Origin of the sequence: Acinetobacter sp. YH01003, from assembly GCF_013420525.1 — a bacterium.
Classification (GTDB): domain Bacteria; phylum Pseudomonadota; class Gammaproteobacteria; order Pseudomonadales; family Moraxellaceae; genus Acinetobacter; species Acinetobacter towneri.
On the sequence record NZ_VOXY01000003.1, the window covers coordinates 207,853 to 218,412 of the forward strand.

General features: G+C 43.1%; 11 protein-coding genes and 3 pseudogenes. 10 read left to right on the forward strand and 4 right to left on the reverse strand.

The window, feature by feature from the left end:
- Positions 1-221: 221 nt before the first annotated feature.
- Genes FTT70_RS05375 through FTT70_RS05395 form a run of 5 tightly spaced genes read left to right on the forward strand, consistent with a single transcriptional unit; the run spans position 222 to position 3,444 of the window.
- On the forward strand, positions 222-1,040 hold the full coding sequence (locus FTT70_RS05375; RefSeq protein WP_004974642.1) for an ABC transporter ATP-binding protein: 819 nt from the start codon (positions 222-224) through the stop codon (positions 1,038-1,040).
- Positions 1,037-1,816, forward strand: coding sequence for a lipid asymmetry maintenance ABC transporter permease subunit MlaE (gene mlaE, locus FTT70_RS05380; protein ID WP_180095330.1), 780 nt, complete (start codon positions 1,037-1,039; stop codon positions 1,814-1,816). The genes FTT70_RS05375 and mlaE overlap by 4 nt, the downstream gene beginning before the upstream one ends.
- On the forward strand, positions 1,816-2,493 hold the full coding sequence (locus tag FTT70_RS05385; protein ID WP_131260598.1) for an outer membrane lipid asymmetry maintenance protein MlaD: 678 nt from the start codon (positions 1,816-1,818) through the stop codon (positions 2,491-2,493). Before mlaE ends, FTT70_RS05385 begins: the two co-directional genes overlap by 1 nt.
- A 15-nt stretch (positions 2,494-2,508) precedes the next feature.
- On the forward strand, positions 2,509-3,144 hold the full coding sequence (locus tag FTT70_RS05390) for a phospholipid-binding protein MlaC (protein WP_004974651.1): 636 nt from the start codon (positions 2,509-2,511) through the stop codon (positions 3,142-3,144).
- Between the two features lie 12 nt (positions 3,145-3,156).
- Positions 3,157-3,444 carry a lipid asymmetry maintenance protein MlaB gene (locus FTT70_RS05395; protein ID WP_004974653.1) on the forward strand — a complete coding sequence of 96 codons (288 nt, stop codon included), beginning with the start codon at positions 3,157-3,159 and terminating at the stop codon, positions 3,442-3,444.
- A gap of 100 nt (positions 3,445-3,544) precedes the next feature.
- Here FTT70_RS05395 and FTT70_RS05400 read toward each other — a convergent pair.
- A pseudogene (locus FTT70_RS05400) lies at positions 3,545-3,685 on the reverse strand (transposase domain-containing protein); the annotation flags it as partial.
- On the opposite strand from FTT70_RS05400, the pseudogene FTT70_RS05405 reads away from it, so the two are divergent.
- Positions 3,674-4,147 (forward strand): annotated as a pseudogene (locus FTT70_RS05405) (transposase); the annotation flags it as partial. The pseudogenes FTT70_RS05400 and FTT70_RS05405 overlap by 12 nt on opposite strands.
- Before the next feature lie 45 nt (positions 4,148-4,192).
- Here FTT70_RS05405 and FTT70_RS05410 read toward each other — a convergent pair.
- Positions 4,193-5,206 carry a CorA family divalent cation transporter gene (locus FTT70_RS05410; protein ID WP_096901036.1) on the reverse strand — a complete coding sequence of 338 codons (1,014 nt, stop codon included), beginning with the start codon at positions 5,204-5,206 and terminating at the stop codon, positions 4,193-4,195.
- A 154-nt stretch (positions 5,207-5,360) separates the two neighbouring features.
- Here FTT70_RS05410 and FTT70_RS05415 point away from each other — a divergent pair, with 154 nt between their 5' ends.
- Together FTT70_RS05415 and FTT70_RS05420 are read left to right on the forward strand one after the other, a co-directional pair.
- Complete coding sequence (locus tag FTT70_RS05415; protein ID WP_026438479.1) at positions 5,361-5,963, forward strand: TIGR00730 family Rossman fold protein; 603 nt, start codon at positions 5,361-5,363, stop codon at positions 5,961-5,963.
- Between the two features lies 1 nt (position 5,964).
- Positions 5,965-6,375 carry an NUDIX domain-containing protein gene (locus FTT70_RS05420; protein ID WP_004974664.1) on the forward strand — a complete coding sequence of 137 codons (411 nt, stop codon included), beginning with the start codon at positions 5,965-5,967 and terminating at the stop codon, positions 6,373-6,375.
- A gap of 74 nt (positions 6,376-6,449) precedes the next feature.
- Here the strand turns inward: FTT70_RS05420 and FTT70_RS05425 are convergent, their stop codons facing one another.
- Positions 6,450-7,085, reverse strand: a complete 636-nt coding sequence (locus tag FTT70_RS05425; RefSeq protein WP_136144659.1) for a ComF family protein — start codon at positions 7,083-7,085, stop codon at positions 6,450-6,452.
- 18 nt (positions 7,086-7,103) lie between these two features.
- Positions 7,104-9,149: an ATP-dependent DNA helicase RecG gene (gene recG / locus FTT70_RS05430; RefSeq protein WP_167846341.1), complete on the reverse strand. Its 2,046-nt coding sequence runs from the start codon at positions 9,147-9,149 to the stop codon at positions 7,104-7,106.
- A gap of 36 nt (positions 9,150-9,185) precedes the next feature.
- On the opposite strand from recG, the gene FTT70_RS05435 reads away from it, so the two are divergent.
- Together FTT70_RS05435 and FTT70_RS05440 are read left to right on the forward strand one after the other, a co-directional pair.
- Positions 9,186-9,965, forward strand: a complete 780-nt coding sequence (locus FTT70_RS05435; RefSeq protein WP_180168384.1) for an NAD(P)H-binding protein — start codon at positions 9,186-9,188, stop codon at positions 9,963-9,965.
- A gap of 124 nt (positions 9,966-10,089) precedes the next feature.
- Positions 10,090-10,560 (forward strand): annotated as a pseudogene (locus FTT70_RS05440) (RNA-guided endonuclease TnpB family protein); the annotation flags it as partial.

A 10,560-nucleotide genomic window follows, 5' to 3' on the forward strand; every position in this document is an offset into this window, starting at 1 on the left:
AATGATGCCGTATATTGGTTTAGCACTCATCTTATGCAATTTAATGTATTATATTATTTCTTCTTACTTTTAAATTGTTGCTGTCCTAAAAGTGATTTAAATAACAATAATAAGACTGCTTGAACAATACGTGCACAGTTTTTAAAAATTTGCTAGATAACATTTTGCGCTTCAATCCTTTATAGTATGCGTGCTGAAAAAATGCAGGAAGACCCTCAGCTATGAATAATCCAATGCCTCAACATGAGCCGTCATTGATTGAAGTCAATGAACTGAGCTTTAAACGAGGGAAACGTGTCATTTTCGAAAATGTCAGTTTAAAGATTCGCCGTGGTCAAATTACTGCCATTATGGGACCTTCAGGTACTGGTAAAACCACGTTATTACGTTTGATTGGTGGTCAGTTGACTCCCGATCATGGTGATATTTTTCTGGATGGAAAAAATCTTGCGCAAATGTCGCGTCAGGAGTTGTTTGCTGCGCGCGCACGTATGGGCATGTTATTCCAAAGCGGTGCGTTATTTACCGATATGAGCGTATATGAAAACGTCGCGTTTCCATTGCGTGCACATACCCAGTTGCCTGAACATTTAATTGCAGAACTGGTGGCTTTAAAACTTGAAGCAGTCGGTTTGCGTGGCACAGAACAGCTCATGCCTGCAGAACTCTCAGGCGGGATGAACCGTCGCGTGGCATTGGCACGTGCGATTGCGTTAGACCCTGAATTGATCATGTATGATGAACCATTTGCAGGGCAAGACCCGATTGTAAAAGGTGTGTTGACCCGTTTAATCCGTTCCTTGCGAGAAGCGTTGGATTTAACCACCATTATCGTCTCGCATGATGTTGGCGAAACTTTATCAATTGCCGACTACATTTATATTATCGCGGAAGGCGTGATTCAGGGCGAAGGTACACCTGCAGAATTAAAACAGCATGAATCGGCATTTGTGCGTCAGTTCTTAACAGGCGCTGCCGAAGGGCCAGTCGATTATCAATTTAGCCATCGGGCTTATTTAAGTGATGAGGTGCGTTCATGAATGCTATTGCCGCATTAGGTCAACGCGTCATTGAGCGTGTTCGTGGCATTGGTGTCGCCACCCAAATGTTGTTGCAAATTCTATTTTCAATGCCAACCCTACTTGGGGTGAAGCTGTTCCTGTACCAAATGTACCGTGTTGGCGTGATGTCATTATTGATTATTGCGGTGTCGGGTTTATTTATTGGTTTGGTATTGGGCTTACAAGGCTACTCCATTTTGGTCAATATTGGTTCGGAAGCCATGTTGGGCACGATGGTGTCTTTGACTTTGTTGCGTGAGCTTGCACCTGTAGTGGCTGCACTGTTATTTGCAGGGCGTGCAGGCTCTGCCTTAACTGCAGAAATTGGTTTGATGAAAGCCACAGAACAATTGGCCAGTATGGAAATGATTGGGGTAGACCCACTCAAGCGTATTGTGTCACCACGTTTATGGGCTGGGATTGTTAGTCTGCCAATGCTCTCCATTATTTTTGCTGCGGTTGGCATTATGGGCGGCAAAATGGTTGGGGTCGATTTTCTAGGTGTCGATGAAGGTTCTTTCTGGAGCGGTATGCAAAGCAGCGTGCAGTTCTATAAAGATATTTTTAACGGCACAATTATTAAAAGTTTTGTTTTTGCATTAATTTGTACTTGGATTGCAGTATATCAAGGCTATGCCTGTGTTCCAACATCGGAAGGCATTGCGACGTCGACCACACGAACCGTGGTGTATTCTTCATTATGTGTTTTAGGTTTTGATTTTGTGTTGACTGCGGTCATGTTCGGAGGTGTTTAATGAAATCACGTACAAGTGAGCTGGCCGTAGGTGTATTTGTCATTTTGACAGGCATTGCATTATTTTTCTTGGCTATGAAAGTCAGTGGATTGGTGGGTACCAATTTGCGCGACAGTTACAATATGACCGCAACTTTTGACAACGTGAATGGTTTAAAACCACGCGCCAAAGTCACTATGAGCGGTGTCACCATTGGTCGCGTCAATGATATTACCCTAGACCCTGTATCGCGTTTGGCTACAGTTGAATTTGAACTGGATGGCAAGTTGACCAGTTTTAATCCTGAACAACTAAAAACAGTGCAAAATTATGCGCTTGAAGAATTGCGTTACAGTGCAGAATACCAAGAAGCAAGCCCTCAGCAACAAAAAGAAATGGAACAACAACTGTTGGGTAACATGAAATCCATCACCAGTATTGATGAGGATGCTTACATAATGGTAGCAACCAATGGTCTATTGGGTGAGAAATATCTCAAAGTGGTTCCAGGTGGTGGTTTGAACTTTGTGAAGCGTGGCGAAAGTATTGCCAACACACAAGGCACCATGGATTTAGAAGATTTAATCAGTAAGTTTATTACTGGCGGTGCAGCGAAAACATCCAACGCAGCGTCAGATGCAGATAAAGATACAGCGACAGCTGAAACAACAGATGCAGAAGTGTCATTTGTTGAGTAATGAAGGAGATTGTCCGTGAAAACACTTTTAAAGCAAACTCTGGCGGTAAGTGTACTTTCAACCATGTTGGCAGGAACTGCATTTGCTGCACCTGCAGAAGCGCCACCAGCTTTTGTGAAAAAAGTTGCCGATAGCTTGATTGCACGTTTAAAAGCAGATCATGCTAAATTGCAGAACAATCCAGCATTGGTCAAAACGATTGTGCGTCAAAACCTTGATCCGTATGTAGATGCGCAGGCATTTACCCGTATTGTGATGGGGACTTATGCAACGAACCAATACAGTTCAGCAGCACAACGCGCGCAGTTTGAGAAAAACTTCCGTGAAACCTTAATTGAGAACTATGGCACAGCGTTTGCGAAATTTAGCAACCAAAGCTACACCATGCGTCCTTATAAGGCGACCAACAGCAAGAACCCAGTGGTGACCATTGATTTCTTGCATAATGGTGAAAAAATTCCTGTGTCATTCCAGTTGGCAGACAAAGGCAGCCAATGGAAAATCCGTAACATTAACGTGTCGGGTATTGATTTAGGTTTGCAATTCCGTAACCAGTTTGCAGCGAACGTGAAGCGTAATGGTGGCAATATTGATAAAGCCATTGCAACCTTTAAGCCAGATGCAGAAGCTGCGGTTGAAAAGAAAAAATAGGTTAGGTGTGGCGTGATTGAATTATCAAATCAGGAATTATGTGTTTCTGGAAAAATAGATTTCAGTAATGCAGAGCAATATTACCAAAAAGGTCTGCAGTTGATTCGTCAGCAGCAGTTGCCTTTGGTGGTTAATTTGGCGCAGCTAGAACACGGGAGTACTTTAGCTTTGGCCGTTTTGGTGCAATGGTTGCGTCAGACGCCTGAAGCCAAGGGCTTACAGTTTAAAGCGGTTCCTGAAAAAATGATGAAGATCATTCAAGCCTGTCATTTGCAAGATGATTTGCAGCTAATCGTCTAAAACTGAAAAAACCATCAAAAAAGCACCTTCTTGTAAGGTGCTTTTTTATTGCGTTTAGTTTCCCGCTTTATTCGTAAGCATCCGGTGAAGCTTATTTGAGTCAGGCAGGCTTCCACTTATGCGGTAGTAATTCTTCAACCTGGATTATTTTCTGTGTCGGCAGTCTTTTCAACACATCACTTAAATAGGCATAAGGGTCCAGTCCATTCAGTTTTGCTGACTGGATTAAGGTGCTGCAATTGAGGCTAGACTGATTATTGCGGTGGTTAAAGATATTAATGAAAAGACAGTTGCAAGATGGTCATTGATCAGCAATGTACCAACCGAGATTACCGCAGTGGAATTGACGACTTGGTATTACTGGCGTTGGTCAATCGAATGTTATTTCAAACTTCTCAAGCAAGCAGGCCATGATATTGAGTCATGGCTTCAGACTACGCCAGAAGCGATTTTAAGGCGTTTGCTGATCAGTTGCATGGCTTGTGTGTTGACGTGGAGAGTGCAGCGTTGTACAGATGAACAAAATCAGAAAGTCCGTGCATTTCTGACTAGGCTCTCAGGTAGACAACAGAAAAGAGGCAAGATAGAGAGTGCGCCTGCCATATTGGCAGGACTCTCGATTTTACTAAATACTCTTCAACTGCTCTCAGAATATTCAATAGATGAACTGAATGAAATCGCAACCATTGCACTAGGTACCTAAAGATGTGTAGATACCTATGCCTAAAAAGAGAGGGAATAAAAGGCATCAAATCCATTTTTTCCATCTAAAGTAAATTAATGGGCCAATAAAGAAGCCAATTAAAATAATACTGACCACTATAAAACTGGTGGTGCCTTTGGCAAAAGGTAACACGTCGGTGTTCATACCATAAACACTGGCAACTAACATCGGTGGCGCTAACATACTCGGCAAAATCGAGAATCGACGAATCGTGTCGTTCTGTTCGGTGTTAATGAAGCCTGAAGTGGTATCGAGCAAGAAGCGCACTTTTTGGAATAAGAAGGCATCGTGTTCGACCAGTGAGCGTACATCTTCACTGAGTTCTCGAATGTCGGCATCGTAAATATGACTACCCAACGCACGCGGACGTGCCAAAAAGGTCAGGACACGACGTAAATCAATCAAACACAATTGCGCTTTTCCAAGCATGTCTTCTAATTGTGCCAGTCGGGTAATCATGTCATCGAGGTCTAAAATTTGCTCACGATGACGGTTATTCAGAACTTCTGTGGAATACTTTTCCAAGTCCTTGTGGATATCTTCTAAGATATCCGCAAGTTCGTCCAGTTTGGCTTCAAGCAAGCCTAAAAGCACCCAAGTCGGGTCTTTATAATCAATTTCGTAGTCGTTACGTCGTGCCCGTGCCCGAAATGCCCGAAACGCCACTAATTTTTCACCGCGTAGGGTAAACAGGTGTTCTTTATGTAAAATAAAGGCAACGGTTTGCACTGTGGCTAAAATACTGGAATTGTCTTCAGTTTCACCATCGACTTGATAGTTTTTATTTTTAGTTAAAAAATAGGTACTAATGTGTAAAATACCGTCATCATCACGGTAGAATCGCGCTGAAGATGAAATATCTTCCAAAGATTTTAAGGTTGGTAAATTTTGTGAGTATGCGTCTAGTACCCATTGCTGTTCTTCTTGTGAAGGGGCAATCAGGTCAATCCAGACCAGATCTGGATGCAAATCAAAACCACCGTTAATGGTGGCATCTTCCAGACTACCGCGCTCTGTGGCATAAAAGGCTTCAAGCATTCGTCTTTTCTCCTTGCGCAGTATGGGTTTTGTGGATGGGTGTATTTTAGACAAGGATCTTACTAAATACACTGCTCAGAATGCTATTTTATTTAAAAATCTCCCTGAAGTTTAATTTTATGGCATGACAGCCAGATAACATGGTGAAAAAATGATGTCGTCAATTGCTATTTTCTGTGGTTCTGCCCCAGGAAAAGATTCAGTTTTTGTTGAAAATGCACGAAAAGTGGGTGAAACATTGGCTGCACAAGGCAAAACTTTAATTTATGGCGGTGGACGCTCAGGCTTAATGGGTGTGGTGGCAGATAGTACTTTGGCCGCAGGTGGGCGTGCAATTGGTGTCATGCCTGAAAGTTTGGCAGAGCATGAATTGGCGCATCCGCATTTGACCGAATTACACATCGTAGAAAACATGCATGCCCGCAAAATAAAAATGTCAGAATTGGCCGAGGGCTTTATTGCTTTGCCGGGTGGTTCTGGAACTTTAGAAGAAATTTTTGAGCAATGGACGTGGGCACAATTAGGAATTCACTCAAAACCCTGTGCCTTTTTTAATGTAGCTGGCTTTTATGATGATTTGCTGAAGTTTTTAAGACAGACCTCTGAAAAAGGTTTTACTCAGCCACGTTTTTGTGAGGCATTGATTGTATCGAATTGTATTGACAATATTTTGCAGCAATTTGAACAATACCGTGTTCCTGAAATGAAATGGGAAGTGCCTGAGCTAGAGTGGGTGCAGCAGGAACTGGCGAAATAAAATGGCTGAGATCAACAACATCATTACCGTTGCAGCTGCAATTATTTTAAATGTCAAACAGCAGTTATTGGTGGTGCGTAAACAGCATACCGCGTGTTTTATGCAGGTCGGTGGCAAATTAGAACCCAATGAAGCGCCTGAAACGACCATGTTGCGAGAAATTGCCGAAGAAATTGGCTGTCAGGCGCAAATTCAACAATTTATTGGACGCTATGAAACAGCAACGGCCAATGAGCCCGACTGCCGTTTGGTCAGTTATGTGTATTGGGTTCAGCTTGATCAGGCACCAAAAATTGCTGCTGAAATTGCCGAAATGAAGTGGGTAGATTTGGATGATCAAGATACTTTGTTGGCACCGCTGACCCGTGAAGTGGTGATGCCGTGGTTAAAACAATATTTACAACAAAATTAAGAGCAGTTGATCATTCTTCTATATTTTAAGTTCAACTTTTTAATGCGTTGAGCATATTCAACCGAATAGTTTTTTTATTCAGCACTGGCCAGACAAACCGCCTCGACTTTTTGACAGCCGAGCTTGAGCAACTGCTGTTTGAGTGCATGAATTGAACTGCCCGTCGTGACCACATCATCCACAATTAAAACCCGACGAAAACGGATTTTAGGCGCATTCTGAATTTGAAATTGCTGTTGGATGTCTTCCAATCGTTCTAAGCGACTTAAGCCTTTTTGCGCGTGCTGTTGTAAGCGGGTCACAGGTTGCCAAATCGGGACATTTAAATGCCGCGCTAGTCCTTTTGCTAACAATAAAGATTGATTGTAGCCGCGTTCAGTCAAGCGGGCAGTGGAAATTGGCATCGGTACAATGGCTTGGATTTTAGGATAAGACAGTTGTTTTAGCGCGCCTACTAAAAGCAGTTGGTAATGTAACTGCTGTTCATATTTAAATTGTTGAATGATGCGATTAATTGGATAGTGATAATCAAAAGTGACTTGAATCTGCATTTCTTGTCGTTGTACCGCTTGGCTACGCCACGGCAATTGTTGCCAACAGGTTTGACAGACCGAATGTTGCCATTGCGTGTCGCTATGGCAGAGCTGACACGGTTGCAGTTGGCGCAGCCATTGTATGCCGCATTGTAGTAGATTGATCGGCTGAGTCATCTTAGGACTGCAATCCGTTTAAACATAGGCATAACGTGGTGCCTCAGGCAGCCAGCGTTTTAGCAAAGCTTCGGCATGTGTAGGATAATCGTTTAAAATTTGCTGTGCCACATGATGCGCCTGTGCCAACAAATGATCATCCCGTTCTAATTTAGCCACCCGAAAGCCCATATCTCCCGTTTGTTTGGTTCCCAAGAGTTCACCTGGGCCGCGCAGTTCTAAATCTTTTTCTGCAATCACAAAACCATCGTTGGTTTCCCGCATAATCCGCAAGCGTTCTTGTCCATTTTGCGAAAGTGGATTTTTATACAACAGGGCACAAAAACTGGCTTTGGCACCCCGTCCGACTCGTCCACGTAGCTGATGTAGCTGTGAAAGTCCTAAACGCTCGGCATTTTCGATCACCATAATTGAAGCATTCGGTACATCGACCCCGACCTCAATTACTGTGGTGGCAATCAGCAACTGTAATTGATTGTCTTTAAATTGCTGCATGACGGCTTGTTTTTCATCGGCTTTCATTTTGCCGTGTACCAGCCCAATATTCAGTTCAGGAAAGCGTTCTTTAATTTCAGCAAAAGTCGCCTCGGCAGCTTGCGCATCTAAGGTTTCCGACTGTTCCACCAAGGTACAGACCCAATAGGCTTGTTTGCCTTCGGCACAATTGCTGGCAATGCGTTGTAAGACTTCTTCACGCCGATCTAGCGGAATAGTCACCGTTTGAATAGGTGTACGTCCTGGCGGTAGTTCATCAATCACCGAAGTGTCCAAATCGCCATAGGCGGACATGGCTAAAGTTCGCGGAATAGGCGTTGCAGTCATCACCAATTGATGCGGTGTAGTGTGATTGGCACCTTTATTGCGCAAAGCCAGACGTTGATCGACCCCAAAACGGTGTTGTTCATCAATAATCACCAAACCTAATTTGGCAAATTGCACATTGTCCTGAAATAACGCATGTGTCCCAACCACCAAATTGGCGCTACCATCTTGAATGCTCAGTTCAGCCGCTGCGCGTGCTTTGCCTTTTTGTTTGCCAGACAACCATGCCACTGTTAAGCCCAATGGTTCAAACCATTTTTGAAAGTTCAGATAATGTTGTTCTGCCAAAATTTCAGTGGGTGCCATCAGCGCGACTTGCCAACCTTCTTCTAGCGCATGACACGCTGCGACTGCAGCGACCAGCGTTTTACCTGCACCTACATCACCTTGTACCAAGCGCAGCATGGGTTTATTACGCTGCAAATCCTGCATGATTTCTTGCGAAACCCGTTGCTGTGCGCCTGTCATTTGAAATGGCATGTTGCCGAGTAACGCAGGCGCTAGTTTTTGACTTGGGGAAAAGGCAGGTGAGGCAATTTGCTGAATATAAGCCCGTCGGGTCAGTAAACTGACTTGATGCGCCACCAATTCTTCAAAAATCAGGCGTTGCTGTGCAGGGTGAGAGCCTTGTGCCAATTGCAGCATATTGGCATTTAAAGGTGGATGATGAATATAATCCAACGCCTGTTTGAGTGCATAGCCATTGGTCATTTTTTCAGGCAGGAGTTCAGGCAAATCATCACTATGCTGTGTCAAGGCCTGTTTGACGTATTCACGTAATTTGGCTTGGGTCAGCCCATCGGTGCTTGGGTAAATGGCAGTCAGTTGGGTTTTAGGCAGTGGGGTATGTTCAGTAATCAGTTGTAATTCGGGGTGATACATTTCCAGACCACGCGCCCCAACCCGTACTTCGCCAAATACTCTTAAACGATTGCCGAGTTTGGCACGATCTGTAATACCTTTATAAATATGATAAAAACGTAAGGTGATTTTTCCAAATTCATCTTCTAAATTGACCGCCATCGACTTGCGTTTACCCGGTGGAAAATCGACCCCTTTAACCACACCTTCGAGTAAATAGCTGCGCCCCACGTTTAATTGGTTCATGGGAATGATCGTGCTACGATCTTCATAGTCACGCGGTAGATGAAACAACAAGTCATCTGTGGTGAAAATATTTAGTTTTTCGAGTAATGCGGCAGAGGCAGAGCCTACCCCTTGCAACTGATGGACTGCAGCCATGTCCCCTCAACTTCAAATGCTATGATTAGGTGCTGAATGCATATTCTATTTATTGGTTATGGTAAAACATCGCAGCGTGTTGCAAAACAACTATTTACGCTCGGTCATCAAATTACCACAATTAGCCGCAGTCCGAAAACAGATCCTGATATGACGCATCTGCTTCAGGATATTCAACAGCTCGATTTATCACAGATTCAACCTGTGGATGCCGTTTATGTATTACTTGCACCATCTCGAAATACGGTTTTGAGTTCTGTAGAAGAGTATCAACAGACTTATGTAGATTCTGTTCAGCCGATTGTTACTGCATTAAAAGATCATCCTGTAAAGCGAATTATTGTGGTGTCATCTACACGGGTTTATGGTGAAAACGCAGGTGAATGTATTGATGATGATACTGTGCCTAAGCCGAGTGATGTGCAAGGTCAGTTGTTGTTGCAGATGGAACACTTGTGGCAACAGGCTTATCCTGAACAATGTGTGATTGTACGTCCTTCGGGTATTTATGGCACATCGGCAGCACGCATGCTCAAACTTGCAGAAAGCACGCAAAGTTACCCGAATATACATTGGTCAAATCGAATTCATATTGATGATTTGGCGGGGTTTTTGGCATATTTGCTTCACGTGGAACATCCAGAACCAGCATATATTTGTAGCAATAACCAAGCTCAGCCTTTGCATGAAATGATTTTAAAGATTCAGCGTGAATTGAATTTACCTGAATTGGTATTGGAAAGTGAGCGTGAAACAGGGAAAAGGATTTTTGCCCAGAGGATGGTGGCGAGTGGATTTGAATTATTCAATGTGTAATCATTTATCAAATGGAGCGTAAAACTCAGTCCTTCAGGTCAGAGATATAAGCGACACGACATGAAGTGTCGTTTGATTTAACTAAGGACTATTTTCCTTGAGTTTTGATTGTTAATATAAGTACATGAAAACCCTTAAATTACGTATAAAAGACAAACATTGCAAGGTGTTAGACCAACTAGCATCAGAAGTGAACTTCGTCTGGAATTATGTCAATGATTTAGGGTTTAGGCATTTGAAGCGGAAAGGTGAATTTCTCTCTGCTTTTGATATTGCCAAATATACGAAAGGCACATCCAAAGAATGTAATTTACATAGTCAAACCATTCAGGCTGTAACTGAAGAATTAGTCACCCGAAGAAAGCAATTTAAAAAGGCAAAGCTGAAATGGCGTGTCAGCAATAAAAAATCAGCAAGGCGCTCTTTGGGATGGGTTCCCTTTAAAAAGGTGGCTATCAAATATGCCACTGGATATGTCCAGTATGGAAAACACCAATTTAAGCTTTGGGATAGCTACGGTTTAAGCAAATACACGTTAAAAACAGGTTCATTTGTAGAGGATAGCCGTGGGCGTTGGTATGTATGTCTTGTTGTT

What these genes read in the sequence shown, in the direction of transcription:
- FTT70_RS05375 (WP_004974642.1), top strand. Translation starts at nt 222, where the DNA reads ATGAATAATCCAATGCCTCAACATGAGCCGTCATTGATTGAAGTCAAT.
- mlaE (WP_180095330.1), top strand. Translation starts at nt 1,037, where the DNA reads ATGAATGCTATTGCCGCATTAGGTCAACGCGTCATTGAGCGTGTTCGT.
- FTT70_RS05385 (WP_131260598.1), top strand. Translation starts at nt 1,816, where the DNA reads ATGAAATCACGTACAAGTGAGCTGGCCGTAGGTGTATTTGTCATTTTG.
- FTT70_RS05410 (WP_096901036.1), bottom strand. Translation starts at nt 5,206, where the DNA reads ATGCTTGAAGCCTTTTATGCCACAGAGCGCGGTAGTCTGGAAGATGCC.
- FTT70_RS05415 (WP_026438479.1), top strand. Translation starts at nt 5,361, where the DNA reads ATGTCGTCAATTGCTATTTTCTGTGGTTCTGCCCCAGGAAAAGATTCA.
- FTT70_RS05420 (WP_004974664.1), top strand. Translation starts at nt 5,965, where the DNA reads ATGGCTGAGATCAACAACATCATTACCGTTGCAGCTGCAATTATTTTA.
- FTT70_RS05425 (WP_136144659.1), bottom strand. Translation starts at nt 7,085, where the DNA reads ATGACTCAGCCGATCAATCTACTACAATGCGGCATACAATGGCTGCGC.
- recG (WP_167846341.1), bottom strand. Translation starts at nt 9,149, where the DNA reads ATGGCTGCAGTCCATCAGTTGCAAGGGGTAGGCTCTGCCTCTGCCGCA.
- FTT70_RS05435 (WP_180168384.1), top strand. Translation starts at nt 9,186, where the DNA reads ATGCATATTCTATTTATTGGTTATGGTAAAACATCGCAGCGTGTTGCA.